A 25117-nucleotide genomic window follows, 5' to 3' on the forward strand; every position below is an offset into this window, starting at 1 on the left:
CCGCACAGCAGCAAGCGGGGCCCGCGGATGCGGACCCCGCCGGTCGGACGGGTTCAGCGGCTCGGGATCAGAGCCCCGCGGTGTAGAGGAGCCGGTTCGGCGAACCCGCGCCCAGGGACGACAGGACGTTCTTGGTCGACTGGTCGACGAGCCAGCGAGTGAGGTCGTTCGGCGTGGCGGCCGGCTTCCACTGCTTGTAGAGGGCGGCGCCCCCGGCAACATGGGGGCTGGCCATGGAGGTTCCGCTCATGGCCACGGAACCACCGCCGAGCTTGGCCGATACGATCGCCGAGCCGGGGGCGTACATCTCCACGCAGGGGCCGTAGTTGCTGAAGCTGGTCTGCCGGTCCTGAGCGTCGCTGGCCGCGACCGTGACCACGTGTGCCGCGCGGGCCGGGGAAATGGTGCAGGCGTCCAACGAACTGTTCCCCGCCGCGACGACGGGCAGGGTCCCCCGGGCCGCAATGGCGTCGACGGCGTCGTCGACCGCCACGGACCCCGGGCCGCCGAGGGAGGCGTTCAGGACCGCGGGCTGCTTGGCATGCCCGGCCACCCAGTCGAATCCGGCCAGCATCCCGGCCGCGGTCCCATTCCCCACGCCGAGCTGCTCCATGGCGGAGGACGCCGAGTACTCGGGCTCGAGGGTGACGATGTACTGCCCCGGAACGGCCCGCGCGGAACGTTCCACCACGACGCCGCCGTCACCCGGCACGGCAGCGACGGCGTGTGCGCTGCTGATCAGCGGTACGAGCAGCAGCAGGGCGGCCGACGCCCATCGTGTACGCAAACGCATGCATGACTCCTGGAATGCCTGGATCGAGCGCGAACAAGAGCGGACACCTGTCCTTCGTCCGGGACCCACTGCCGCCTTGAGCGTGATCATCCGGACAGCGCAACAGGTCGCGTCCACACCCGTCGGAGCCGGTGCGTGCGGGACGTGACCGGCGTGCCGGTCGGTCAGCCCCGCGCGACCCACCGGTACATGACGTCGGGTTCCTTCTCCTCGTTGCAGGCTCGTTTCTCCCTGGCGCGGTGACCTGCTCACATCGTGGAGGAATCCATGCCGCGTCCGGTCGGGGTCTCCATAGAATTGGCGCTGCTCCCCGCGCCGATGACACTCCCTCACGGCGTTCGCCAGATGATTGGAGATGATCCGACCGGTGCATCAGCCCATCGAGTTCGACCCGGTGGACGGCACCCGGGGCGTGCTGCTCTCCTGGCCTGCCGCGATACCTGCCCTGTGGATCGTGGACGCGGTGCGGCACGGTGATGCGGCCGAGCGGCTCGCGCCCGGAATTCTCGACGCCGGGGAACAGCGGCGTGCCGGGAGATTCGTCGCTCCGGCCGACCGGCGCTGCTATGTCACGGCCCATGTGGCGCTGCGGATGCTGCTCGGCGCCCGGCTGGGTGTCGAACCGCGCGAGGTGCGGCTGGTCCGTGAGCCGTGCCCGTCCTGCGGTGGTCCGCACGGCCGTCCGGCGACCGACGGCGGGTTGCATTTCTCCCTGTCGCACAGCCGGGACCTGTCGCTGCTGGCGTTCGCCGCCGCGCCGGTCGGGGTGGACGTGGAGGCGGTGCCGAACGGCACGGCCGCTGCGAGCGTCGGGGCGATGCTGCATCCGGCGGAGGTAAAGGAGCTGGCAGAACTCCGCGCGGAGGACCGGCCCGTCGCCTTCGCCCGGGCGTGGACCCGCAAAGAGGCATATCTGAAGGGCGAGGGGATCGGGCTCGCACGCGAGCTCTCGCTGGACCATCTGGGCACCGGGCCCGTGCCGGAGCCCGGCCCCCCGGGCTGGACCGTCACCGATGTGCTGGTCCCCGCCGGGTACGCCGCCGCCGTGGCGGTGCGTACTGCCGGGCAGCCACCGGTCCGCGTCGGCCATCGGGGAAACTGATCCGGCGGGGAGATCGCAACGACCGACCGATACGGAGGAGTGGGCAGATGCCGCACGAACGAGCCGGACAGCAGGCACGTCCGGAGGACCTGACCGATGTGGCCAGGCTGGTGACGGCGTATTACACGTTGCACCCCGATCCGGCCGAGCCGGACCAGCGGGTGGCGTTCGGCACCTCGGGTCACCGCGGGACGTCGACGGCCACGGCGTTCAACGAGGACCACATCGCCGCGACCAGTCAGGCCATCAGCGAGTACCGGGCGCAGCAGGGCACGGACGGTCCGCTGTTCCTCGGATCCGACACCCATGCGCTGTCCGAGCCCGCACGGGTCACCGCGATCGAGGTGTTCGCCGCCAATGACGTGACTGTGCTGATCGACTCCGCCGACGGCTACACCCCCACCCCGGCGGTGTCGCACGCCATCCTCGCCCACAACCGGGGCCGTACCTCGGGTCTCGCCGACGGCGTGGTGGTCACTCCGTCGCACAACCCGCCGGGCGACGGCGGATTCAAGTACAACCCGCCGAACGGCGGCCCCGCCGGGTCCGAGGCGACCGGCTGGATCCAGGGGCGGGCCAACGAGATCATCGCGGCCGGCATGAAGGACGTACGAAGGCTGCCGTACGTCCGCGCGCTGTCGGCGCCGACCACCTCCACGTACGACTTCCTCGGCACCTATGTCGCGGACCTGCCGTCCGTGCTCGACCTCGACGCGATCCGCGCGGCCGGGGTCCGGATCGGCGCGGACCCGCTGGGCGGCGCGTCGGTCGCGTACTGGGGCCGTATCGCCGAGCAGCACCGGCTCGATCTGACCGTCGTCAATCCGCTGACCGACCCCACCTGGCGGTTCATGACGCTGGACTGGGACGGCAAGATCCGGATGGACTGCTCCTCGCCGTACGCGATGGCGTCGCTGATCGGTCAACGGGACCGGTATCGGATCGCGACGGGGAACGACGCCGATGCGGACCGGCACGGCATCGTGACCCCGGACGGCGGGCTGATGAACCCGAACCACTATCTTGCCGTCGCCATCAACTACCTGTACGCGCACCGTGATCAGTGGCCGGACACGGCGGGCGTCGGCAAGACCCTGGTGTCGTCAGGGATGATCGACCGGGTCGCCGACGATCTCGGACGGCAGCTGGTCGAAGTGCCGGTCGGCTTCAAGTGGTTCGTGGACGGGCTGGTCGGCGGGTCGCTCGGATTCGGAGGCGAGGAGTCGGCCGGCGCGTCGTTCCTGCGCCGTGACGGATCGGTGTGGACGACCGACAAGGACGGCATCATTCTGGCGCTGCTCGCCTCGGAGATCCTCGCCGTGACGGGGAAGTCGCCGTCCGAGCACTACGCCGGGCTCACCGCCCGCTTCGGAGAGCCCGCGTACGCCCGCATCGATGCCCCCGCGAACCGTGAGCAGAAGGCGGTACTCGCCAAGCTCTCGCCGGAGCAGATCACGGCCGACACGCTGGCCGGCGAACCGGTCACGGCGGTGCTCACGTCGGCTCCCGGCAACGGCGCACCGATCGGCGGCATCAAGGTGACCACGGAGAACGCCTGGTTCGCCGCCCGCCCCTCGGGCACCGAAGACGTCTACAAGATCTACGCGGAGTCGTTCCTCGGGTCCGATCACCTCGGCCGGGTGCAGGACGAGGCCAAGGCCGTGGTCTCGGCGGCACTGGGCGCCTGAGAGCCTGTCGGGTGACCTCTGATCGGGCGGCCACGCCCTGGCACGCACGCTTCCCGCGTTGCCGAAATGCCCTAGTAGCTCCGCTACGAGGACCTTCCAGCGCCTTGGAATCGCACGCACCAGACCGCGTCCGCTTTCCGATCGAAGGTCACCCGACAGGCTCTGAGCGATCGGAAGGCCGCGTCCCGTGCGACGCCCGGCCGACGCGCGGGAGGCGGCTCCTTGGTCAGCGGACGACGCGCCCGTTCGGGCACGGGGCGGTACATGCGGGGAGTTCTCCTTCGCCATGGACAGCACCGGGCAGGAGCCCCAGGGCCGTCCTGGGCAGGGTTGCCTGCTTCCGGAACCCGGCGGTGAACCCGGACCCACGGACCGGGGTCGCCGCATTGCCCGTCGGTCGGCGGCTTGTCCGTGCCGGCTCTCGAAGCGAGAGCGCGCGCCCGCAGCGTGGCCGCTGGGCATCGCGCCACGACAGCCGGGAGATCGGGTCCGGTGAGGCCTGGGGAAATGCGCCGGCCCCCGTGAGCCCACCATGTTCCGACCGAGCGGCCCGGGGCGCACATGAGCAGATATCCCCACCGATAGATAGAATTCGACCATGTCAGAGAGGCCTGTCGCATCGACTGCGCCCGAGCTCATTCTCGAAACCGACGCAGGACCCACGGTGATAAGTCCGAGCCGGGACTACCACGTCGGCCGCGACCCGCTGAGCGACATCGTCATCGACGATGTCCGGGTCTCGTGGCACCATGCGGTGCTCCGGCCCGTGGCCGACCACTGGTCCCTGGAGGACGAGAACAGCACGAACGGTACGTACACCGGGGGCAGGCGCATCCATGAATCGGGCGTAGGACCCGGCAGCGTCATCCGGTTCGGTCATCCCGCGGACGGGCCGTGCGCTGTTCTGGTCGGTCAGGAACCCCCGGCCCCCGCGCTGCATCCGGCGGACCGCCCGTCCACCGTCTCCATGCCGGCCGCCACCAGTACGTTCCGGCAGCCGACCATCGTGCGACCGCGGCCCGTCCACACCGTACGCATCGGCCGCAGCGCCGACAACGACCTCGTCGTCGACGACCTGACCGTCTCGCACCGGCACGCCGAACTGCGGGCGCATCCGGACGGCACATACGAAATCGTCGACCTCGGCTCGCACAACGGGACGTATCTCAACGGCCAGCTCGTCGGCCGCGCCCCGGTCGCCGCCGGTGACATCGTCGGTATCGGTCACTCCGAGTTCTCTCTGGTAGGCGACGTTCTGCAGGAGTTCGTCGACACCGGTGAGGTCTCACTCGATGTGCAGGACCTGGCGGTCACCGTGGACGGGGGCCGCAAGACGTTGCTCGACCAGATCTCCTTCCCGGTGGGCGAGAAGTGCCTGCTCGGCGTGGTGGGTCCGAGCGGCTCAGGTAAGTCCACCCTGCTCAACGCACTGACCGGCCTCCGCCCGGCCGACGAGGGCAGCGTCCTCTACGACGGCCGCGACCTTTACCACGACTACGCCGAGCTGCGCCACCGCATCGGGCTTGTCCCGCAGGACGACATCCTGCACTCCCAGCTGACCGTGCGCCGCGCCCTCGGGTACGCCGCCGAGCTCCGCTTCCCGCACGACACGGCCCCGGAGGAACGCCGGGCCAGGGTCACCGAAGTGATCCGTGAGCTGGGTCTGGAAAAGCGGACGGAACAGTCGATCCACAGCCTCTCCGGCGGCCAGCGCAAGCGCGTCAGCGTCGCGCTGGAATTGCTGACGAGGCCGTCGCTGCTCTTCCTCGACGAGCCGACCTCGGGGCTCGACCCCGGTATGGACCGCTCGGTCATGCATATGCTCCGCAAGCTCGCCGACGACGGGCGTACGGTCATCGTCGTCACGCACAGTGTGCTCAGCCTCGATGTCTGCCACAGGCTGCTGGTCCTGGCCCCCGGCGGGAAGACCGCCTTCTACGGGCCGCCGGACGAGGCGCTCGCCTTCTTCGGGTTCGAGCAGTGGCCGGAGGCGTTCGAGGCGTTCGAGAACGACCGGGACCGGAATTGGTCGGCGGAGTACCGCGCCTCCCCGTTCCACCGGAAGTACATCGCGAACTCCAGCGCGCAGCCCCGGCTGCCGCACGCCGTGGCCGCCCCGATCACGCCGCCGCCGAAGACCCGGAGCAGGGAGGCTCAGCTGTGGACGCTGGTCCGCCGGTACGCCGCCGCGCTGAGCGCCGACCGGACCTTCCTGGCCATCATGATCGCTCTGCCGTTCGTGATGGGCGCGATGACCCGGGCCCTGGCCGGTAGCCGGCTGACCCAGGACACGGCGATCAACGCGCTGCTGATCCTCTGCGTGGGCAGCGTGCTGACCGGCGCCGCCAATGCCGTACGGGAACTGGTCAAGGAGCGGGCGATCTATCAGCGGGAGCGGGCCGTCGGACTGTCCAGACAGGCGTATGTGATGTCCAAAGTGGTTGTCCTGGGCACCATCACGGTACTGCAGGCGGTGGTTCTGACCCTGGTCGGTCTGGTGGGCGTCGATCTGAACGCCCCGGGCGGCAAAGGCGTTCTCCTGCCACCACTGGTCGAAATCACGCTGGCCGTGGCCCTGTTGTCGTTCACGGCGATGATGCTCGGTCTGGTCGTCTCCGCGCTGGTGCGCAAGGAGGAGGTCACCATGCCGCTGCTGGTGCTCCTCGCCATCGTCCAGGTCGTGTTCTGCGGTGCGCTGCTGAAACTGCACGGGGTGCCCGGGTTGGAGCAGCTGGCGTGGCTGGTGCCGTCCCGGTGGGCGCTCGCGGCGATGGGCGGGACCATCGGGCTCGCCAGGATCGTGCCGGGAAAGGTGAGCTCGGATCCGCTGTTCGATCACTCCGCGGCGGCGTGGCTGCTGAACATGGGGATGCTGGTGGTGCTGTCGGTCGTCTTCGGACTGGTGGTGGCGCGGCTGCTCCGCCGGCACGAGCCCGTCATCATGCGGAAGTAGCGGAGGCGGGAGCCCATGGCGACACCGGAGTTCCGCCCCACACACGTGGTCCCCCCGGACGGGATGTCCGCCTGGGAAGCGCCCGACGTGACCCGCCCCACCGAGCCGCTCGACCCGCTGCTTCCCGTCCAGTTGCTCAACCGGCGGGGCGACTGGGGACAAATCCTCTGCGCCAACGGCTGGTCGGCATGGGTTGACGGCCGGATGCTCGTCTCCGTCCCCCACGGCCCGCCGGAGTCCGGACAGCCGCTCGCGCGCACCGCGGACCCCCTGCCGCTCATGGCGCGGGTCCAGGAGTCGCTGAGCCAGTACCGGCGCGCCGCGGAGGAGCTGGCCGAGGGCCGGATCGACGGGGAGACCTTCCGCCGCCGGACCCGGGGGCTACGGGTGGGCGTGGTCGCCGACGGCGAGGCGATGTGGCTGTACGACGCCGAGCACGAGCGCTGGGTGTACTGCGACGGCACCCAGCTGAGTACGTACGCGGCCTCGGGCGGTCCCGGCCGGCCGAGCAGTGCCCCCACGGACCGCGGAGCGGGCGGGGCGCACGCACCGGAGCCCGGGCCGACGCAGATCGTCGACCCCGCACGGGTGGCCCCGTACCGCCCTGAGGATCCCGCCGATGCCGAGCCGACACAGCTCCTGCGGCCCGTCGACCGGTCCGGGGCGGACACCACACATCCACCCACCCGGACGGGTGACGCGTGATGTCCCCCGCACCCGCGCCGGGCCCCCCGCGCTCCCCCGACCCCCGGCAGGACACGGCGCTGCCCGTGGGCCGCCCGTCCGATCCGCTCGGCAGACCCGCCGCCACCACTGACCGGCAGGCGCCCCGATCTCCCCGCCACCGTCGAGGCGAAGTCCGTATCCGCCTCAGCCGTCCGCCGGGACTTCTCCCCGCCGGTGGATCCTTGAGGCGAGCAGGCTGCCGAGGAAGCCGGTGACCAGCCCCCACGCGACGGCGACGACGAGCGCGGATCCCAGTCGCGGGCGCAGCGTCACCTCGCCGCCGAGACCGCCGCCGAGGTCCCCGATGCCCAGCAGTGACAGGCCGTAGTGCGCCGAGACCCTGGCGACGAGACAGATGGTCAGCACGGTGAGGAGGAGCGCCACCGCCATGTGTACGGCGTGCTGCCACGGCCGCATCCGGCCGGGCGAGCGGACCGCCATGAGAAAGGCGGCGGTCAGGGTCAGCACGGCGGCGACGACGACCAGCAACCAGGCCCGACCGTCGTGGTCGGCGAGCGTGGAGACGCTGACGACGGAGAGGTCCGGCGTGCGCAGAACCGAGTCCAGCACCTGCGGCATGGGCAGCCCGAACGGCCCGTCCACCCTCCCCTCCCAGGTTGCCCCGAGCCCGAGCGTGTACGCGAGCCAGACGAGGTTCGGCAGCCCCAGGAGGATCACGGCGACCGTCTCGGCCGGGTGGCCCCGGGTCACCATGACGACGAGTCCGACGATCACGCCGAGGGCGACGTACGCGAGCAGCAGCGCCACCATCGCGTACGCGGCCGGGCGCACCGACTCCTGGAAGCGCAGCAGGCGGGCCGGGAGCGGGGCGCTGCGCGACACGGCGAGAGCCAGGAAGAGGACGCCCACCAGCCAGAACAGACCGAGGAGCAGGGTGAGCGGGACGTCGGTCCTGAATCCGACCTTCGGCGAGGCGCCCAGCAGGTCACCGATGACATCCCCGGTCGAATTCCGGACAGGGACGTCGAAACTCTGACGGGCCAGGAGCGACAGGCCGATCAGGACCAGCGCCCACAGCACCGCCACCCGGGCGGCCCAGCCGGCCAGTTCCCGTGCGCCCGCGACCGCCCGGTGGCGCAGGGGCCGCAGAAAGCCGACGGCGATGACCAGGGCCCCGGCCAGAGTCACGGACAGCGGAAGCACCGAGAATTCCGCATGGGTCCTGACCAGTTCCCCGGCGTTTCCCGAGAGGGAGACGGAGCCGCCCGCCGCCATCACCACGACGGCCGCGACGACACGCGCGAACGCGCCCCCGGGGAGACTGCTCGCACCTGCCGCCCAGAGGCCGAGGGCCGAGGTGGCTGCCATGACCACGAGTCCGGCGAGCACTGCCAGAAGAGCTTCACCCCAGCCGTGCGCGGCGCGGGGCGCTCCGCTGCGGTCGATGGATCCTTGGTGGCTCACGCTGCCACGCTAGGCAGGAGCGCAGCCATCCGCCCCTTGGGAGGGCCCGACGGCGTCAGCTTGCGGGCCGCGCGAGTACCCGGCACACCATGGGCGGGTAACGGAAGAAACTGGGAGGCACTACCGGCCCGAGGCGTTCCATGACGAGGCGGGCAGGTGCTGTGAACTCACGCCGCGGCCGGTATCCGGCGCAGGGGCCCATGGACCGCTGTACCTGACTCGGGCGGCGCACCGCGGCCGGGGGCCGGGGTGCGCCGCGGGCGGATGGGGCGGGGCCCCGCTCCCGGGTCAGGGAGCGGGGGTCAGAGGGTCAGGACAGGTGGGTGCAGGGGGTCAACGACGACCGTCGTGGTCGCGGTCCTTGTGGTCGCGGTCCTTGTGGTCGCGGTCCTTGTGGTCGCGGTCCTTATGGTCGCGGTCCCTGTGGTCACGGTCCTTGTGGTCACGGTCCCTGTGGTCACGGTCCTTGTGGCCCCAGCCATCGTGGTCGCGGTCCTTGCGGTCGCGGTCCCTGTGGTCACGGTCCTTGCGGTCGCGGTCCCTGTGGTCACGGTCCTTGCGGTCGCGGTCCTTGCGGTCGCGGTCCTTGTGGTCACGGTCCCTGTGGCCCCAACCATCGTGATCGCGGTCCTCGTGACGGCGGTCCTCGTGACGGCGGTGGTCGTGACGGCGGTGGTCGTCGTCACGTCCGTGGCCCCAGGACTTCGAGTCGACCCTGTAGCCGTCCTCGTTGCGCAGGGTCGCCGTGTCGCTGTCGTCCCAGACGTAGTGGCGGAGGTCCTGGTAGACGTCGTGACGGTTGTCACGGCCGTAGCCGGTGTGGACCCGCACCGAGGAGCGGCCGGCCAGACTCATGTCGAACCGGTAGGTACGGCGGCTCTCGTCGCTGAGGGTCCAGCCACTGAGGTCGACCGTGCGGTAGCTGGTGTTGGTGACGGTGACCCACTCGCCGTTGAGGCTGCGGTTGGTGCCGTAGTCGGTTCCGGGGCTCTCGTACTGGATCTCGCCCAGGACGACGCCGGAATTCGAGTTCGACCGGCCATAGCCGCGGTCGTTGTCGTCGGCGGCGGCCGGGAGAGCGGCGGCGCCCACCAGCGCGCCGGCAGCAATAACGGCAGCAGAGAACCGCCGTGCGGAACGGGACATGAAAACCCCTCAGGTGCAGGCCCGGAGCGTGTGGCCCGAGCGTTGATCGATCCCGGCGTGATGCCGAGAGCGCACACTTTGGCCCGATCGCCCGATTTGCGTCAGACGCCTCGATACGTGTTACGAAATGCAGACATTTCCGTCACACACACATGCACTTGGCACGCATTCGACTACCCGGGTACCTGTCAATCACTGAGCGCTGCACCCACCCGTTCGGGACCGGCGCATCCGGCACAGTGCGCGCCTCGTCAACCCGCGCGCACCACGGCTCACTCCTGCGTGACCGACACAGAATTCTGTAACAGCCGCCGCTCACCCGGCCTCGAACGGACTTTCCGCTAGCCCGGAAAAAGAGAAAGGGGGTTCTACCTCTCTGCCGCCACCGACGGCCGACGACAGTCGCCGATCATTGCGCGGCGGACACAACGGTGGTTCAGTGGGAGCTGAAGTTATGAACGGACATTCGGCGCGGCCTGGCACGAGCCGGAGCTCCATGAGATCGGCAGCCTGGTCGGCTCGGAACCGTTCCAGAACAATGCGGAGCTCGCGCACACGTCACCACCCGCGCTCCGCACCCACGACCGGTACGGCAACCGCGTCGACGAAGTCGAGTTCCATCCCGCGTACCACGAGGTCATCGGCGCGGCGGTGGGCTACGGCACGCACACCGCGGCCTGGGCCGATCCGAAGCCGGGTGCCGCGGTCGCGCGGGCGGCGTCGTTCATGCTGTTCGCCCAGATCGAGCCGGGCCACGCCTGCCCGATGTCGATGTCGCACGCCGTGGTCCCCGTACTGCAGCGCGACGGCGAGGTGGGCCGTGACTGGCTCCCGGGCCTGCTGAGCCGCTCGTACGACCCGCGACTGATCGCCCCGGGCAGCAAGGCGGGGCTGACGTTCGGCATGGGCATGGCGGAGAAGCAGGGGGGTTCCGACGTTCGCGCCAACACCACCCGCGCGGTTCCGGTGCCCTCCGGCCCCGACGGCCGGACCCACCTGCTGACCGGCCACAAGTGGTTCTTCTCGGCCCCGCAGTCGGACGCCTTCCTCGTTCTGGCCCAGGCCCCGGCCGGGCTGACCTGCTTCCTCGTACCGCGTGTGCTGGCCGACGGCACCCGTAACACCGTCCGTATCCAGCGGCTGAAGAACAAGCTCGGCAACAAGTCGAACGCGTCCTCCGAGGTGGAGTTCGACGGAACCTGGGCGGTGCGGGTCGGCGAGCCCGGCCGCGGCGTTCCCACCATCATCGAAATGGTCAACCACACCCGTCTGGACTGTGTCCTCGGCACCACCGCGGGCATGCGCCAGTCGGTGTCCGAAGCGATCTGGCACGCGCGACACCGCAGCACCTTCGGTGCCACGCTGGTCGACCAGCCCGCCATGACAGCGGTCCTCGCCGACCTGGCCCTGGAGACGGAGGCCGCGACCTGGACCTCGCTACGCCTCGCCCGGGCGTACGAGACCGGTAGCAGCGAGTCCGAGGCGATGTTCCGCCGACTGGCCACCGCTGTGTCCAAGTACTGGATCTGCAAGCGCGGTCCGCACCACGCGTACGAGGCCCTGGAGTGTCTGGGCGGCAATGGCTACACCGAGGACTGGCCACTCGCCCGGCGCTACCGCGAGCAGCCGGTGATGGCCGTGTGGGAGGGCTCCGACAATGTGATCGCGCTCGATGTGCTGCGTGGTATCGCCAGAACCCCGCAGTCCCTGGATGCCTTCTGGGCCGAGCTGGAGACCACGGCCGGGGCCAGTGCTGTGCTGGACGCGCATGTGCGTCGGGTGCGTCAGGAGCTGGTCGCGGATCTGCGCGATCCGCTCGCCGCGGAGCTCCGTGCGCGGGCGACGGTCGAGGGCATGGCGCTCGCCCTGCAGTCCTCGCTGATGCTGCGGCACGCTCCGGCGCCCCTGGCCGAGGCGTTCGTCGCCGCACGCCTCGGCGCGGACCGCGGTCACCAGTACGGCATCCTGCCGCGCGGCACCGACACCACGGCGATCGTGGAGCGGCACTTCGGCGCGCGTTAGCTCGGTGTCCATGGAGTCGAGATCCCGCACCCTGTGGCTGCGTACCGAACCGTTCCTCACCAGTGTGCGAAAGTGAGTCCTGGACTCACTGCTGCGTACTGGGCGGATCCCGAACGGTTGTGGACGCACTGGGTTCCCGCTTTCGCTTCCCGCTCGGCGACGGCCGTCCAGGGGGCCGGTCCGTCGCGGGCGGGCGGCTTCCCTCACGCCCCCGGGCGTCCGGCCCGCCCCGGCACCGGGGTCTGCCGGCCCCTCACCGGCCCCGGCCGTGGCCGGCCCGCCAGCGGCAGATCCCGCGCAGAAGAACCACGGCCAGCGCGGCAAGGGCGGCCACGCCGAGGACCGCCGCCGCGCGTTCGGCCACCGGCGCACTCGCCGTGCGCAGCCGATCGACCGGTTCCGCCTCGTAGGCACCTGTGCCGCCGCCCCCGAGCGGTGCCGCGGGTCCGGGTTCCGCGGCACCGGTCCGCGAGACGGGCCCGCGCGCAGCCGGTCCCGCGGCGCCGTTCTGCGCTGCGGGTCCACGCGCAGCCACTGCTGCCTCCGACAGCTGCGCGGAGAGGCAGCCGGCGAACTGCCCGATGAGCCTGTCGCTGACGTCGCTCATCACCCCGCGGCCGAACTGGGCCGGCCGTCCGGTGATCGTCAAGTCGGTGTCGACCGTGACGGTCGTGCCGCCGCCGCGCTCGGCGAGCGTCCCGGTGACGGCGGCCGCGGCCATGCCCTGGCCCCGCACCTCCTTGCCCTTGGCGGCCAGCACGATCAGGTGCTCCGGTTCGTCCTTCTCCAGGAAGGTCGCCGTGCCGCGATATGTCACGGTGACCGGACCCACCTTCACCTTGGCGAAGCCCTTGATGGTCTCGCCGTCGAAGTCCTCCACGGTGGCGCCGGGCATGCAGCGCGAGACCCGCTCGATGTCGAGCAGCGCCCGCCACGCCTCGTCGACCGGTACCGGAACGGTGAATGAGTGGTGCAGCTGCATGGTCTCCTCCTCACACGGACTTCGGTCGCGGCCGGTGGATCGCCCCGGCCGTGTCCGCCAGGGGGGCGCCGGTACCGCCCCAGCGCAGCGCGACGATCTCCGCGGCGATCGAGACGGCCACCTCCTCGGGGGTGCGGGCGCCGAGGTCGAGGCCGATGGGCGAGCGCAGTCTCGCGAGCTCCGCCTCGCCGAGTCCGGTCTCGCGCAGCCGGGCCAGGCGTTCCTCATGGGTGCGGCGGCTCCCCATCACGCCGATGTACGCGGCTGGGGAGCGCAGGGCCACCTCCAGCAGTGGGACATCGAATTTCGGATCGTGGGTGAGTACGCACATCACGGTCCGCTCGTCGGTGCCGGTGCCGCGCAGGTAGCGGTGCGGCCAGTCGACGACCACCTCCGCCCCGGCCGGGAAGCGGCGGGGATCGGCGAAGGCCGGGCGGGCGTCGCACACCGTGACCCGATAGCCGAGGAACACGCCGATGCGTGCGACGGCGGCGGCGAAGTCGATCGCACCGAAGACCAGCATGCGCGGCGGCGGCGCGAACGACTGCAGGAACACCGTGACGTCGTCCTCGCGGCGTTCGCCGAGCGGTCCGTAGTGGCGCAGGCCCGTTGCTCCTTGGGCCAGTTCGCCCCGGGCGTCAGCGGTGACGGCGACATCGAGGCCGCTGGTACCCAGGGAGCCGGACACCGTGTCCGGCCATACGGCGAGCGCGGCGCCGCGCGGAGCGGGGCCGTCGGTCACGGTGGCGACCACCACCGGACGGTGTGCGGCGACCGACGCGGCGACCTCGCCGAACGCGGGATCGGTGACGGCCGACACGGGGCGCACGAGGAGGGTGATCTCGCCTCCGCAGGTGAGCCCGACGGCGAAGGCGTCCTCGTCGCTGTAGCCGAAGGTGTGGAGCTGTGCCTGTCCGGTCTCCACGACCTCCTTGGCCAGGTCGAAGACGGCGCCTTCGACGCAGCCGCCGGAGACGCTGCCCACGACTTCATCGCCGGGGCCCACCGCCATCGCCGCCCCGGGGCCGCGGGGCGTGCTGCGGGTGACCGCGACGACCGTCGCAAGTCCGAACGGTTCACCGGAGGCGTACCAGCGGCTCAGCGCCGGAAGGATCTCACGCATCGCACTCACCGCCTGCCGGTGCGGCTCCGCCGACGGCGACCGCCAACTGCTCCAGGGCCTGCAGGCTGTATCCCTCGACGAACGCGTCCACGCGGGGCAGCACCGCAGCCATGCCAGCGGCCCGTGGTTCGTAACCCGCCCCGGCCGGGCGCGGGTTGGACGGCACCACCCGGTGTGCCGGCCGGTGCAGCCGCCGCATCCGATCCGCGAGCAGCACGGAGACCGCGCTGCCGGCCGTCGGAGAGCACGACGACCACGGTTCCACGTGCGGTGGCGTGCCGCCCCCCTGTGCCGAGGAAGGCACCCGGCCTCCGGCCGAGCCGGATGCCGCCGCTCCGGTCGTGGACGGCCGCCGCAACGGCGGCCGGTGCGTGTCCACATCGCGGTGCGTCATCTCGCGGGTCAGCCGGGTGCCGATCGTGAACACTTCAATGAGATACGGGTCATACGTCCTCCGTCGGGAGACAGGAACAGCCCTGAAGGCATGGCGAACAGCCCTCCCGTTGTCTCCCCCCTCTGCCCTGCAGCCGCGCGCACCACGACGACACCGGCCACTCGACGACGGGCCGACCGGTCACGGCACTAGTGCCGTGACCGGCAATGTTTGCCCCGTGAGGAGCGTCGTCCAGTGCGTGCGATCGCAAGGCGGCCGGAAGTCCTTGGATGGGGTCTCCCCTGCTCGAACGGAGTTGAGAGCTTGGGGAAGGAGCTACCAGGGCTTGTGGCCAACGCGGCGAGCGGGCGTGCTGGACGGCGCGACGGGGCAAAACTTGCCGGGAGGGGCACTAGCTCGACACGTCGGTCCAGGCGTACGGCTTGCCGAGGGGACCCTTCGGGGGGCCGGCACCCACTGACTCCATTTCGCGGTCCGCCTCTCTCATCAGCTGGCCGGCGACATCCTTCATCGCGCGGCTTGCCGCGAGTTCGTCACCGATGCTGGGGATATCCACGTCTGTCGGGTTGCAGCGCGCCACCCCGTGGCCGGTGAGCTTCTCCGAACCGGTGTCCAGCACGGCTTCGGCCTTGGTCGTGCCTCCCTCCTCGGACAGATCGAGGCGGAGCTTCCATTCCAGCGTGCGTGTCATTGCGCACCTCCTCGCCCGCGTCCGGCCACGGTGAGCCGCCACGACGCGTTCTCTCTTCAGCATCTCTCCACCCGAGTCCGTTCGCGCGCTCCCGGCCCGGCCCCTTCGGGTCGGCACGACGCGATCCCCTGACGGCGGCTCGCACTGCAGAGTGTTCAACGTCGAAATACGATGCAGGGGGCAGCCGGAAAAGGGGCCTGAAGGTTCCGTACCGCCACGTCAGGCCCTGTGTTGCGGCTCGCGAACGAATGCACTGCGGAGCGGCCCATGAACCGGCGTCGTCCTCCCACTTCGGTGAGTGCGGAGGAGCTGCTCACCACGTTGCAGCGGCTTACCGCCCGGGCGCGGCAGGAGGTGCAGCTGCACCAGGCGCGCGTGGAACTGGCCGAGGCGCTGCAGCGCGAGATGCTGCCGGCCACCCTGCCCACCCGCCCCGGTCTGCAGACGGCGGCCCGTTACGCGCCGGCCCGCAGTGGCCTGGACATCGGCGGCGACTGGTATGACGGCTTTCCGCTGCCGGACGGCACGCTCGCCTTCACCATCGGGGACGTACAGGGCCATGACGTCGAAGCCGCCGCGTTCATGGGGCAGATCCGCATCGGGATGCGGGCGATCGCCGCCACGGCTTCGGATCCGGGCGAGATACTGAGCCGCACCAATGATCTGTTGCTGTCCGTCGACAGCACGCTCTTCGCGACCTGCACGTTCGTCCGCCTCGACCCGCGCACGTGGGTGCTCGACACCGCGCGCGCCGGACATGTGGCCGGTGTGTGGGCGACGGTCGACGGACGCTCCGGCATCGCCGAGGACGCGGGGGATCTGCCGCTGGGCATTCAGGCCGGTCCGCAGTATCCGGTCACGCGGCACCGCCTGACGACCCCGGGGGCGTTCGTGCTGCTCACCGACGGGGTGGTCGAGGGGCCGTCGTTCCCGATCGAGGAGGGCCTGGACACGGTGGTGCGGCTGGTGGCCTCACGCGCCGCTGCCGCGGCCGACGAGCTGGCCGACGCGGTGCTGCAGGCGGCGGAACGCACCGGGCACGAGGACGACGCCGCCGTACTCGTCCTGCGCCACGACGCGTCCCGGGGGTCGCACAGCGTGACGACCGGTGACGCCGTGCAGTGCACCGTGAGCATTCCCGGGCCGAGCGTGTCACACAGTCGCCGCCCCGGGCGCGCGGTGTCTCATGAGAGCTGTGATCCGCAGTGAGGGAACCAGAGGTACGGCGGTGACCGCCCTCAGCATCCTGGCAGTCGCCGCCGCCTATTACGGGGTGGGACAGATCGGTCTGCTCAGGCAGGTGACCATCCACGGAGCCAGAGTCACCCCCCTCTGGCCGGCGACGGGCATCGCGGTGAGCTCTCTGCTCTATCTCGGCCTGCGTATCTGGCCCGGTATCACTCTTGGGTCCTTCCTCGTCGTCGCCACCGTCACCGGCCCGGTCGACCTCGCCACCCCCGGCATCGTCGCAGGCAACACCATCGCGCCGGTCTGCGCGTATCTCATGCTGCGCCGGACCGGGTTCCGGAAGGAACTGGACCGGCTGCGCGACGGGGTGATCCTGGTCTTCCTCGGCGCGATGGCCGGGATGCTGATCAGCGCCACCATGGGCACGGGCATGCTGGCACTCACCGGCAGGCTGCCGCTCAGCCATTTCTGGCCGGTCTGGGCGGCCTGGTGGGCGGGGGACGCCATGGGTGTACTCATCGTCACCCCCCTGCTCCTCGTGTTGCGCAAGGCGCGGCGGCCGCGGAGGACCGACCGGTGGGCGGAGGCGATCGCGCTGGCGGTCTTCTGCGTCGTGATCGGCGTGGTGGCCACCAGAAGCTCGCTTTCGATGCTCTACCTGACGTTCCCGGTGCTCATCTGGGCAGCGCTGCGCTTCCAGCTGGCGGGCAGCGCGCCATGTGCCCTTGTGCTGTCCGTGCTGGCGATCACCGCGGGCAGTGAGAAAGTAGGACCGTTCGCCGGTCACACGATCCTTGAGATCATGCTCAATCTGGCGATCCTCAACGGCTCCATCGCCCTCACCGCACTGCTGCTGGCGTCGATCGTCAGCGAGGACATGAATATCCGGCGCAGGATCGAGCAGGCCTGCGAGGAGCTCGCCGAGGTGGTGGACCATCTCGCACCGGGAAGATCGGCGAGCGCGTGGCCGCCCCGCTACCGGAACGAGCGCGACGGCCGCTGACCTCCACGCTGTGAGCCCAGGTCGCGCAGGGCGTAGCCGTTCTCGTGGAGGACATCGGCGAACTCCCCGAAGCGCAGCCCCGCGCCGACGGTGACCGATCCGGCCGCCCGGTCGATCTCGACGACGCGGTCCAGTCCGGCCAGCGACACAAGGTCTCCGGCCGTGTCCGCGACGGTACTGAAGGAGTGCCGGGTGCCCAGTGCCCGTACCGTGGTGCCGGCCGTGGTGCCGGAGGCCACGATCTCCTGGATCTCGGCCACCGAGCGGGGGGCATGGAGACGCCGCGCCCCGAAGGCGATGTTTCCGGCCCGGTTCTTCTCCGTGGGAGTCGCCGCACGCCTGCTTTCCCTCGTCGCCGGCGCTCGCCGCCTCGGGTGCATACTCCCAGACGTGGGTGCGGCATGGCGAGGACGTGACATGTCCGTACATAGTCCCACGGCGGAACCCTCCAAATGCCAACAGCCGACCGCAGACCTGCTGCATCCAGCGCGGAACGGGACGAGATCCGGGCCATCGTTTATGTCTGAACTTCACGAGAACTCCAGCAAAATGGCACGTACGTGGATATCGTGCAGCGAGCGAGGGCGCATCCGTCGGTCCACGGGATCGGCGAATGCGTCCCGTTTGTGGAGATGCAACTGTGACTGGGGGGTTCATGGGGCATGTCGAGCTACCCGAATCCGACATACCTGGATCCGTGGGACTGGCGGGGGCGCCACGACCACGGGCCACTTCGAATCGGCCTCGCAGCAGGGAACTTGAACAGCTGTGGAGCGCCCCGACCGTACAGTGCGAGCGTTCTGACCAGACGCCCGCACCGAAGAGAAGACCGGGCCGGTACCTGCCGCTCGCCGTCGGGGCCGATCTTCTCGGGCTGGGGATACCGGCCTGGCTCATCCTTCGCACGGGCGGGCTCCCGCTGGCCCAACTGACGGCGGTCGTCGCCACGTTGGCGTGGTGCGGAGTCCGGCTGGCGCGTGGCCGTTACACGACCAAGCAGCCGGAGGGCCTCCGGGGCGCACTGACCGTACCCGGGGACTGGCTGCTGCTCATCGGCGCACTGGCCGTCCTCAGCACGGTGTTCGGCGAGCCGGCACGGCCGGTGACCGCGGTCGTGGCGCTCCTGCCCGGCCTGCTGGTGACCGTGGCCGCTTCGCTCGCGCGCCAACTCCCTTGGCCAGGAGCGCGGCAGCGCGCCGAGCACCGCGTGCTGGTGGTCGGTGAGGCTTCGGGCGTGGACCGAGCGGTGCGGCTGCTCGGTTCGCGAACGGACCACGCGTACAACGTCGTTGCGGCCATACCCGTCGGAGAGACATCACTCGGCTGCGAGGCTCCGGTCCCGGGGCACCTCGCACCGGCTCCCGCCGACGACGACGTGTCGACGGTGCTGGGCGGAGCCTTCGCCCACGAGGCGGACCTGGCGCTGGTGATACCCGGACCACAGCTTTCCGGGGAGCGGCTGCGGCAACTGTCCTGGGGCCTGCACGACGGAGGGCTGCAGCTGTCCGTGCTGTCGGACCTCTCGGAGATCGCGGCAGACCGGGTCCGGCCCGCCTCGGCGGCCGGGCTGACGCTGCTGCACATCGTGCCGCCGCTCCGCCAGGGGCCGCAGATGGCCCTGAAGGGTGTGGTGGACCGCACGGGTGCGGCTCTCGGACTGGTGCTGCTGGCACCGTTGTTGCTCCTGATCGGAACAGCAATACGACTCACCTCCGAGGGCCCGGTGTTCCACCGCCAGATCCGCCAGGGCCGGCACAACCGGCCGTTCACCATGTGGAAGTTCCGCACCATGGTCGAGGACGCCGAAACGCACAAGGCGGAGCTCGTCGCAGCGAACGAGAACGACGGTGCGATGTTCAAGATCCGCCGCGACCCCCGGGTGACGCGGATCGGCCGGCTGCTGCGCCGGAGTTCGCTCGACGAGCTGCCGCAGCTGCTCAATGTCGTCCGTGGCGAGATGTCCCTGGTGGGTCCTCGTCCGCCTCTTCCGGAGGAGGTGTCCCGCTACGACGAGCGCGAGCTCCGGCGGCTCGCGGTCCGGCCCGGGCTGACCGGGCTGTGGCAGGTCAGCGGGCGTTCCGACCTCTCCTGGCAGGAGACGGTTTCGCTCGATCTGTGGTACGTCGACAACTGGTCGGTGGCCACGGATCTGGGGCTCATGGTCCGTACGCTGCGCGCCGTCACCGACGGCCGCGGGGCGTACTGAGAGCGGCGGGGACCGGATGCGGAAGATGAACCTGGACCGGCCGTTCGGGGCCGGCCGTGCGGGCCGCCGCCGCTCTGCGGCGGGCCGCCCGGCCCGGCCCTGGGCGCCGTCAGTCCTGTGCGCCCTGGTGGTCCAGCCACCAGGCGTAGGTCCGGGCGATGCCGTCGCGCAGCGGAATCTGCGGCTTGAAGCCGAGGGAGGAGAGGCGGGAGACGTCGAGAAGCTTGCGCGGGGTGCCGTCGGGCTTCGTCGTGTCCCACGAGACGCGGCCTTGGTAGCTCGTCACATCCTGGATGGTGGAGGCGAGTTCGCGGATCGTCAGATCCTCGCCGCAGCCGACATTGACGGGTTCGTCACCGTCGTAACGTTCCAGGAGCAGGAGGCATGCGGCGGCCAGGTCGTCGACGTGCAGGAACTCACGCCGAGGGCTGCCGGAGCCCCAGAGGGTGACCTCCGGTGCGCCGTCCCGTCCCGCCTCGTGGAAGCGGCGGATCAGGGCGGGCAGGACGTGCGAGGACTCCAGGTCGAAGTTGTCGCCGGGCCCGTAGAGATTGGTGGGCATGGCGCTGATGTACGAGGCGCCGTACTGCCGCCGGTACGACTGGGTCTGCACGATCCCGGCGATCTTGGCAAGCGCGTAAGCCTCGTTGGTCGGCTCCAGCGGGCCGGTGAGCAGGGCGTCCTCGCGGATCGGCTGGGGAGCTCGCTTGGGGTAGATGCAGGACGAGCCGAGGAAGAGCAACCGCTCGACCCCGGCGGCGTGCGCACCGGCGATCACGCTCAGCTGAATGCGCAGGTTGTCCTCGAGAAACTGCACCGGATACGTGCTGTTGGCCATGATCCCGCCGACCTTGGCGGCGGCCAGCACCACGGCGTCCGGGCGGATGTCACGCAGAACGGCCTCGGTCGGTGCGGCCTCGCGCAGATCGAGCCGGTCACGGCCGCGGGTGATCACCTCGTGGCCTCCGGCGGTGAGGCGGCGCACCACCGCCGAGCCGACGAGACCTCGGTGTCCCGCGACGAATATGCGGGAGCCGGGGCGTAGCAGGGGGTGGACGGATTCCTGGGGAGGGCCGGGTAGATCAGTCGTCATGGTTCGGATTGTGCCAGTAACTGTATGTCGCGGTGACGTTTTACCGCGGATCGCTCACATCACGATATTTCGGTGCACCAACAGCAACACAGACGACCACAGAAGGGGGAGTCGTGGCGAAGACCGCGCTCATCACCGGCGTGACCGGGCAGGACGGCTCGTACCTGGCCGAGCTGCTGCTCGACAAGGGGTACACGGTCCACGGCCTCATACGCCGCTCGTCGAGCTTCAACACCGAGCGGATCGACCACATCTACCAGGGCCCGGAGGAGGGGAACCGGTCCTTCGTCCTGCATCACGCGGATCTCGCCGACGGAGTCGCGCTGGTGAACCTGCTGCGCGACATCCAGCCCGACGAGGTCTACAACCTGGGTGCGCAGTCGCATGTGCGGGTCTCGTTCGACGCGCCGCTGTACACCGGCGACATCACCGGGCTCGGCACCATCCGGCTGCTGGAGGCGGTCCGCGCCAGCGGCATCGACACCCGGATCTACCAGGCGTCGTCGTCCGAGATGTTCGGCGCCACTCCACCTCCGCAGAACGAGACGACCCCGTTCCATCCGCGCAGCCCGTACAGCGTCGCCAAGGTCTACTCGTACTGGGCGACCGTCAACTACCGTGAGGCGTACGGCATGTTCGCGGTCAACGGGATCCTCTTCAACCACGAGTCCCCGCGCCGCGGCGAGACCTTCGTGACCCGCAAGATCACCCGCGGCGTGGCACGGATCTCTGCAGGGCTCCAGCAACACCTCCACCTCGGCAATCTCGATGCCGTACGGGACTGGGGTTACGCCCCCGAGTACGTCGACGCGATGTGGCGGATGCTGCAGTGCGAATCCCCGGACGACTACGTGGTGGCCACCGGTGAGGGGGTCAGCGTCCGGCAGTTCCTGGAGTTCGCCTTCGAGCATGCGGGGCTGGACTGGCGTGACCATGTCCGGTACGACGCGAAGTACGAGCGTCCCAGCGAGGTCGACTCCCTGATCGGCGACGCCACCAAGGCCGAGGAACTGCTCGGCTGGAAGCCCGTCGTGAAGGCGCAGGAGCTGGCCAGGATCATGGTCGAGGCGGACATCCGGCAACTCTCCGACCAGCTCACCGGGGCAGCCGTGCGGGTGGACCGATGAGACGCCAGGACGTCTCGGACGCTGTGGCGTGTACGCCGCCGTCCTCGCGCTCGCCGCGGGCGCACTCGCCGCCTCGGCGGCCACCGCTCCCCCGGCCGTGGCTCTGACTCCGCCGGTCGGCTTCCCCAACCAGGTCCGCAAGCACCTCACCGCGCAGTCCGTCGACGATCCGGCGATGCTCGGCTGACTCCCGGACACCAATGACGGGATCGGTGAGCCGGTCGGGCCGCGCGCCCTGACCGTGTCTTCCCGCGACGGCCGCGATTTCCTCTGGGTGGGCGGGGAGTTCACCACGGTCAACGGGGTCGCCCAGCAGTCCCTGACCTGGTTCGCCAACACGCCGGACACCGGCGCGCCGTCCGTGCTCGCCGTCAGTGTGTCCGCTCCCCGGGCCGGTGAGGTGGAGGTCAGCTGGTGATCCGGTCTGGATCTGGACGACAGTGAAGCGGGCGAAGTCGGCGACGGTGGAGAGCCGGGCGGCCGCCACCAGCACCAGGATGTTGGTGAGGGCCGCCACCCCTTGGTCCGCGACGGAGCTGGCGACCGCAGTGCGTTCTCTCACCTGTGCCCTGCGGAGGTGTCGAAAATGCGCAGCCCGAGGGTTTCGGTGGGGTCGCCGGTGTGTTGAGAGCCCTCAGGTCCACTGCGGCCGTCCTGGCCGTCCGGCCCCGGCCAGCCCCCGCTGATGCGGCGCCTGTCGGACTTCCGGTGCGGTGCGCTGGAAGTGACCGCGCCGGTGCACCAACACCCCGGTGCGGCTCTCGGCAGTCCGCCAGACCCCCCGGTACAGCCTCTGTGCCCCCGAGGGAAAAACCCCAAAAGTGAGCTTATCCGTTCACGTGATGCGCAAGTGGTCTTCACAGTAAGGTCATTGCACTATCAGCACGGATACCGATATCCCGCAGGACCGGAGGCCATGTCCGGACACCTGCGACCGGAATACGGACATCATGTTCACCGTGGGGGGAGAGAACGGATGGTGCACAGGGTCGGCTACGCGCCGGGGGTCTACGACCTGTTCCACGTAGGGCACCTGAACATCCTGCGGCATGCCCGCAGCCAGTGCGACTACCTCGTGGCGGGGGTCGTCTCGGACGAGATGGCCGCGCTCGCCAAGGGCCACAGGCCGGTGATCCCGCTGCCGGAGCGGCTGGAGATCGTCCGCAGTGTGCGCTATGTGGACGCGGCGTTCGTCGAGACCGTTCCCGACAAGGTCGAGACGTGGCAGCAGGTCAGGTTCGACGTCATTTTCAAGGGGGACGACTGGCGGGGCACGGAAAAAGGGGAACGGCTCGAGCGCGACTTCGCCGAGGTCGGTGTGGAGGTGGTCTACTTCCCGTACACCGTGCACACGTCCAGCACCCAGCTGCGCCGGGCGCTGGACACCCTCGTCAGTCCTCAGCCCGGAGCACTTTCAGCTCCCTGAACCACTTGACGAGGAACGCCACGAGGAACAGCGCGTGCACGACGGCGAGTGCGGCACAGCCGATACGGAACGCGGTCTCGTCGCCGTACAGCAGGAACACCAGGCAGAACAGTCCGTAGTCGGCGGGGAGCAGTGCCACGGCCCGCACCCGGGACACCGGGACCGGGGCCGTGGCACGGCCGGCCGGTGCGGGGCGGGCGGCCGCCGCGTCCGGTCAGCCGGGCGAGCTGCCCGTCGGCCGAGTCGAAGGCGAAGCCGACGGCCAGCCCCGCGTACACGGCGAAAGCGAGCCCCCAGGAGGGCCGGACGCGGCGGCCGAGGCAACTGCGGTGAAAGTGAAGACCGCGCTGATCAAGGTGACTTGATTGGGCGTGAGCCCGATCCGGTAGGCGCCCGCGGCGAGCACACGCCCGGCCGGGCGGTTGACATACCGCGAGTAGAGCGACACATCTTTTGCGGTCTTCTGCGCGCCGCGCCATTCGCGCAGCACCGTGCCCGTGGATCCCACCGCCCCCAGCGTCCAGCCGTTCCCGCAGCGCCGGCGGAACACCGAAAGCGCTGCGGTCGGAGCCGCATCATGGCACGGAGAACCTCTGTCAGGTGAGCACTCCCCCGGTCCTGGCCCGGCGGGCTGTCGGCTCAGGCGGGCGCGGACCTGCATTCCGGGTGGCCCCATCCGTGCGGATTCTTCGCGATCACGTCCTTCGCCGCGTATGGCTTTCCGCAGTGGCAACGCCCGGCGAACTTGGCCCGGATGGTGCCTCCGGTGCGCGCGGGGCGTGCCGCGCCCGCCGTCTTCCTCTTCGCCGCCGCGCCGCTGCTTCGGCTCTCGGACGTCCTGGCCGGTGCGGGCGTCGGCGGCGGGGAGCCGTGCACCGTGCCAGCCGCCTGCTGCGTCACGGCGGCCTCGCCGGCCGCTTGGTCGGCAAGGGCGTTGAGCGGATCCCCGTCCACCTGATGGGCCGGCACATAGACGAAGCGGACGGTCCGGCCGCTCAACAGATCGTCGATGCGGACCACCAGCTCCTGGTTGGCCACGGGCTTGCCGGCCGAGGTCTTCCAGCCGTTGCGCTTCCACCCCGGCAGCCACTTCGTCACCGCGTTCATCGCGTACTGCGAGTCCATCCTGACCTCGGTCTCCACGGCCGGATCCGTGGCCTCCAGCAGCGACTGGAGTGCGGTGAGCTCGGCGACGTTGTTGGTCGCGGTGCCCAGCGGCCCCGCCTCCCAACGCTGCGGAGTCCCCTGCGCATCGGCCACGACCCATGCCCAGGCCGCAGGCCCCGGATTCCCCTTCGATGCCCCGTCACACGCGGCGATGATGCGCTCGTTCATACCCTTGATCATGCCAGCGCCGATCCGGTCCACGGACCCACGGACCCACGGACGGCCGGTAACGCAGCGTAACGGTTCGGAATGCGGTGAATGCCGGACGCTGGTTCCCTGAATGAGCCCGCTCTTCCCTACCGTCCTAGGAGTGACGATGAGCGTTGCAGGCGAAACCAGTGGCCGCGCCCAGGAGATGCGCGACAAGGCCCGGCATCTGACCGAGGCCGCGGAGCGCGCGACCGACCCGGAGCAGCGTCAGCGGCTCCAGGAGAAGGCGCGGAAGCTGCAGGAGCAGAGCGAGCAGCTCGGCAACCTGGGCTCCGGCGACACGCGCCGGCCCAAGTAAGCAGCCCCACCACGTGAACGGTCGATGGTCTGCCGCTCTTCCATGAGTGAGTGGCAGGCCATCGGCCTAGCTTCCGTTCGGCCACGATTCAGACCCCGACACGTGCCGTGGCTGCGCGTTGCTTCACGTACTCCGGGTAGCACCGGGTGAAGCGGACCGCCGGAACCAGCAGGGCGACGGGGATGATCCAGTTGAGCCGGTCCGTCCCGGACGCCATAGGGGCCGCGATCGGTCCGAGGGTCGCGCAGACCGCGAACACCAGGCCCCGGGCAAGGCATTCTGGCTCCGGCACACGGTGAACGCCTACGACACCGGCAGTCCGGTGCCGGCGGTCATCGATCCGTCCGGCGGCAC

Annotated in this window: 22 protein-coding genes and 3 pseudogenes; 13 read left to right on the forward strand and 12 right to left on the reverse strand. The window is 70.2% G+C overall.

Annotated features, from left to right (window positions below):
* Positions 1-67 precede the first annotated feature (67 nt).
* Positions 68-793, reverse strand: coding sequence for a S8 family serine peptidase (locus ACGFSA_RS21500; protein WP_393306469.1), 726 nt, complete (start codon positions 791-793; stop codon positions 68-70).
* 367 nt (positions 794-1160) lie between these two features.
* Here ACGFSA_RS21500 and ACGFSA_RS21505 point away from each other — a divergent pair, with 367 nt between their 5' ends.
* From ACGFSA_RS21505 to ACGFSA_RS21520, 4 genes are all read left to right on the forward strand, one after another.
* Positions 1161-1895, forward strand: coding sequence for a 4'-phosphopantetheinyl transferase family protein (locus tag ACGFSA_RS21505; protein WP_393306471.1), 735 nt, complete (start codon positions 1161-1163; stop codon positions 1893-1895).
* Between the two features lie 47 nt (positions 1896-1942).
* The gene (gene pgm / locus ACGFSA_RS21510) at positions 1943-3583 is read left to right on the forward strand and encodes a phosphoglucomutase (alpha-D-glucose-1,6-bisphosphate-dependent) (RefSeq protein ID WP_393306474.1); all 1641 of its coding nucleotides are present in this window, start codon (positions 1943-1945) and stop codon (positions 3581-3583) included.
* Positions 3584-4181: 598 nt separating this feature from the next.
* The gene (locus tag ACGFSA_RS21515; RefSeq protein WP_393306476.1) at positions 4182-6536 is read left to right on the forward strand and encodes an FHA domain-containing protein; all 2355 of its coding nucleotides are present in this window, start codon (positions 4182-4184) and stop codon (positions 6534-6536) included.
* 15 nt (positions 6537-6551) lie between these two features.
* Complete coding sequence (locus tag ACGFSA_RS21520) at positions 6552-7241, forward strand: hypothetical protein (protein ID WP_393306479.1); 690 nt, start codon at positions 6552-6554, stop codon at positions 7239-7241.
* Positions 7242-7406: 165 nt separating this feature from the next.
* Here ACGFSA_RS21520 and ACGFSA_RS21525 read toward each other — a convergent pair whose 3' ends face one another.
* Together ACGFSA_RS21525 and ACGFSA_RS21530 are read right to left on the reverse strand one after the other, a co-directional pair.
* On the reverse strand, positions 7407-8687 hold the full coding sequence (locus ACGFSA_RS21525) for a streptophobe family protein (RefSeq protein WP_393306482.1): 1281 nt from the start codon (positions 8685-8687) through the stop codon (positions 7407-7409).
* 333 nt (positions 8688-9020) lie between these two features.
* Positions 9021-9833 (reverse strand): lamin tail domain-containing protein, encoded by an 813-nt coding sequence (locus ACGFSA_RS21530; protein ID WP_393306484.1) that lies wholly within the window; start codon positions 9831-9833, stop codon positions 9021-9023.
* A gap of 474 nt (positions 9834-10307) precedes the next feature.
* Here ACGFSA_RS21530 and ACGFSA_RS21535 point away from each other — a divergent pair.
* A pseudogene (locus ACGFSA_RS21535) lies at positions 10308-10682 on the forward strand (DNA alkylation response protein); the annotation flags it as partial.
* A gap of 18 nt (positions 10683-10700) precedes the next feature.
* Complete coding sequence (locus ACGFSA_RS21540; protein WP_393306570.1) at positions 10701-11855, forward strand: acyl-CoA dehydrogenase family protein; 1155 nt, start codon at positions 10701-10703, stop codon at positions 11853-11855.
* Positions 11856-12108: 253 nt separating this feature from the next.
* Here the strand turns inward: ACGFSA_RS21540 and ACGFSA_RS21545 are convergent, their stop codons facing one another.
* The 4 genes from ACGFSA_RS21545 to ACGFSA_RS21560 all read right to left on the reverse strand — a co-directional run bounded on the left by ACGFSA_RS21545 (position 12109) and on the right by ACGFSA_RS21560 (position 15045).
* The gene (locus ACGFSA_RS21545) at positions 12109-12837 is read right to left on the reverse strand and encodes an SRPBCC family protein (protein WP_393306486.1); all 729 of its coding nucleotides are present in this window, start codon (positions 12835-12837) and stop codon (positions 12109-12111) included.
* A gap of 10 nt (positions 12838-12847) precedes the next feature.
* Positions 12848-13960: an XdhC family protein gene (locus ACGFSA_RS21550; RefSeq protein ID WP_393306488.1), complete on the reverse strand. Its 1113-nt coding sequence runs from the start codon at positions 13958-13960 to the stop codon at positions 12848-12850.
* Positions 13953-14387, reverse strand: coding sequence for a hypothetical protein (locus tag ACGFSA_RS21555; RefSeq protein WP_393306490.1), 435 nt, complete (start codon positions 14385-14387; stop codon positions 13953-13955). The genes ACGFSA_RS21550 and ACGFSA_RS21555 overlap by 8 nt, the downstream gene beginning before the upstream one ends.
* A gap of 358 nt (positions 14388-14745) precedes the next feature.
* Positions 14746-15045, reverse strand: coding sequence for a DUF1876 domain-containing protein (locus ACGFSA_RS21560; protein ID WP_393306492.1), 300 nt, complete (start codon positions 15043-15045; stop codon positions 14746-14748).
* 267 nt (positions 15046-15312) lie between these two features.
* Between ACGFSA_RS21560 and ACGFSA_RS21565 the strand changes: the two genes are divergently transcribed.
* Complete coding sequence (locus tag ACGFSA_RS21565; RefSeq protein WP_393306494.1) at positions 15313-16254, forward strand: PP2C family protein-serine/threonine phosphatase; 942 nt, start codon at positions 15313-15315, stop codon at positions 16252-16254.
* On the forward strand, positions 16241-17236 hold the full coding sequence (locus ACGFSA_RS21570) for an MASE1 domain-containing protein (protein WP_393306572.1): 996 nt from the start codon (positions 16241-16243) through the stop codon (positions 17234-17236). Before ACGFSA_RS21565 ends, ACGFSA_RS21570 begins: the two co-directional genes overlap by 14 nt.
* On the opposite strand, the gene ACGFSA_RS21575 is transcribed toward ACGFSA_RS21570, so the two are convergent.
* A complete protein-coding gene (locus ACGFSA_RS21575) occupies positions 17209-17655 on the reverse strand; it encodes an FAD-binding protein (protein WP_393306496.1) in 447 nt (148 codons plus the stop codon). The two genes, ACGFSA_RS21570 and ACGFSA_RS21575, sit on opposite strands and share 28 nt — an antisense overlap.
* A gap of 236 nt (positions 17656-17891) precedes the next feature.
* Here ACGFSA_RS21575 and ACGFSA_RS21580 point away from each other — a divergent pair, with 236 nt between their 5' ends.
* Positions 17892-19442: a sugar transferase gene (locus ACGFSA_RS21580; protein ID WP_393306574.1), complete on the forward strand. Its 1551-nt coding sequence runs from the start codon at positions 17892-17894 to the stop codon at positions 19440-19442.
* A gap of 109 nt (positions 19443-19551) precedes the next feature.
* Here the strand turns inward: ACGFSA_RS21580 and ACGFSA_RS21585 are convergent, their stop codons facing one another.
* Complete coding sequence (locus tag ACGFSA_RS21585; RefSeq protein WP_393306498.1) at positions 19552-20535, reverse strand: GDP-L-fucose synthase family protein; 984 nt, start codon at positions 20533-20535, stop codon at positions 19552-19554.
* Between the two features lie 113 nt (positions 20536-20648).
* Here ACGFSA_RS21585 and gmd point away from each other — a divergent pair, with 113 nt between their 5' ends.
* The 3 genes and pseudogenes from gmd to ACGFSA_RS21600 all read left to right on the forward strand — a co-directional run bounded on the left by gmd (position 20649) and on the right by ACGFSA_RS21600 (position 23088).
* Positions 20649-21662, forward strand: coding sequence for a GDP-mannose 4,6-dehydratase (gmd, locus tag ACGFSA_RS21590; protein WP_393306500.1), 1014 nt, complete (start codon positions 20649-20651; stop codon positions 21660-21662).
* Between the two features lie 121 nt (positions 21663-21783).
* A pseudogene (locus tag ACGFSA_RS21595) lies at positions 21784-22077 on the forward strand (LamG domain-containing protein); the annotation flags it as partial.
* Between the two features lie 561 nt (positions 22078-22638).
* Positions 22639-23088, forward strand: a complete 450-nt coding sequence (locus tag ACGFSA_RS21600) for an adenylyltransferase/cytidyltransferase family protein (RefSeq protein ID WP_266989053.1) — start codon at positions 22639-22641, stop codon at positions 23086-23088.
* Here ACGFSA_RS21600 and ACGFSA_RS21605 read toward each other — a convergent pair.
* Positions 23054-23596 (reverse strand): annotated as a pseudogene (locus ACGFSA_RS21605) (CDP-alcohol phosphatidyltransferase). The gene ACGFSA_RS21600 and the pseudogene ACGFSA_RS21605 overlap by 35 nt on opposite strands.
* 131 nt (positions 23597-23727) lie before the next feature.
* Positions 23728-24423 (reverse strand): ribonuclease H, encoded by a 696-nt coding sequence (locus ACGFSA_RS21610; RefSeq protein ID WP_393306503.1) that lies wholly within the window; start codon positions 24421-24423, stop codon positions 23728-23730.
* 148 nt (positions 24424-24571) lie between these two features.
* Here ACGFSA_RS21610 and ACGFSA_RS21615 point away from each other — a divergent pair, with 148 nt between their 5' ends.
* Positions 24572-24763, forward strand: a complete 192-nt coding sequence (locus ACGFSA_RS21615; RefSeq protein WP_358862302.1) for a DUF6381 family protein — start codon at positions 24572-24574, stop codon at positions 24761-24763.
* Between the two features lie 88 nt (positions 24764-24851).
* On the opposite strand, the gene ACGFSA_RS21620 is transcribed toward ACGFSA_RS21615, so the two are convergent.
* Complete coding sequence (locus ACGFSA_RS21620; protein ID WP_393306505.1) at positions 24852-25055, reverse strand: hypothetical protein; 204 nt, start codon at positions 25053-25055, stop codon at positions 24852-24854.
* Between the last annotated feature and the right edge of the window lie 62 nt (positions 25056-25117).

It is taken from the genome of Streptomyces sp. NPDC048496 (assembly GCF_043200055.1).
Taxonomy (GTDB): Bacteria; Actinomycetota; Actinomycetes; order Streptomycetales; family Streptomycetaceae; genus Streptomyces.

Excerpts from the sequence above, each read along its gene's own strand:
- ACGFSA_RS21500 (WP_393306469.1), bottom strand. The coding sequence starts at position 793 with ATGCGTTTGCGTACACGATGGGCGTCGGCCGCCCTGCTGCTGCTCGTA.
- pgm (WP_393306474.1), top strand. The coding sequence starts at position 1,943 with ATGCCGCACGAACGAGCCGGACAGCAGGCACGTCCGGAGGACCTGACC.
- ACGFSA_RS21515 (WP_393306476.1), top strand. The coding sequence starts at position 4,182 with ATGTCAGAGAGGCCTGTCGCATCGACTGCGCCCGAGCTCATTCTCGAA.
- ACGFSA_RS21520 (WP_393306479.1), top strand. The coding sequence starts at position 6,552 with ATGGCGACACCGGAGTTCCGCCCCACACACGTGGTCCCCCCGGACGGG.
- ACGFSA_RS21530 (WP_393306484.1), bottom strand. The coding sequence starts at position 9,833 with ATGTCCCGTTCCGCACGGCGGTTCTCTGCTGCCGTTATTGCTGCCGGC.
- ACGFSA_RS21545 (WP_393306486.1), bottom strand. The coding sequence starts at position 12,837 with ATGCAGCTGCACCACTCATTCACCGTTCCGGTACCGGTCGACGAGGCG.
- ACGFSA_RS21550 (WP_393306488.1), bottom strand. The coding sequence starts at position 13,960 with ATGCGTGAGATCCTTCCGGCGCTGAGCCGCTGGTACGCCTCCGGTGAA.
- ACGFSA_RS21560 (WP_393306492.1), bottom strand. The coding sequence starts at position 15,045 with ATGACACGCACGCTGGAATGGAAGCTCCGCCTCGATCTGTCCGAGGAG.
- ACGFSA_RS21565 (WP_393306494.1), top strand. The coding sequence starts at position 15,313 with ATGAACCGGCGTCGTCCTCCCACTTCGGTGAGTGCGGAGGAGCTGCTC.
- ACGFSA_RS21575 (WP_393306496.1), bottom strand. The coding sequence starts at position 17,655 with ATGTCACGTCCTCGCCATGCCGCACCCACGTCTGGGAGTATGCACCCG.
- ACGFSA_RS21580 (WP_393306574.1), top strand. The coding sequence starts at position 17,892 with ATGGGGCATGTCGAGCTACCCGAATCCGACATACCTGGATCCGTGGGA.
- ACGFSA_RS21585 (WP_393306498.1), bottom strand. The coding sequence starts at position 20,535 with ATGACGACTGATCTACCCGGCCCTCCCCAGGAATCCGTCCACCCCCTG.
- ACGFSA_RS21600 (WP_266989053.1), top strand. The coding sequence starts at position 22,639 with ATGGTGCACAGGGTCGGCTACGCGCCGGGGGTCTACGACCTGTTCCAC.
- ACGFSA_RS21610 (WP_393306503.1), bottom strand. The coding sequence starts at position 24,423 with ATGAACGAGCGCATCATCGCCGCGTGTGACGGGGCATCGAAGGGGAAT.
- ACGFSA_RS21615 (WP_358862302.1), top strand. The coding sequence starts at position 24,572 with ATGAGCGTTGCAGGCGAAACCAGTGGCCGCGCCCAGGAGATGCGCGAC.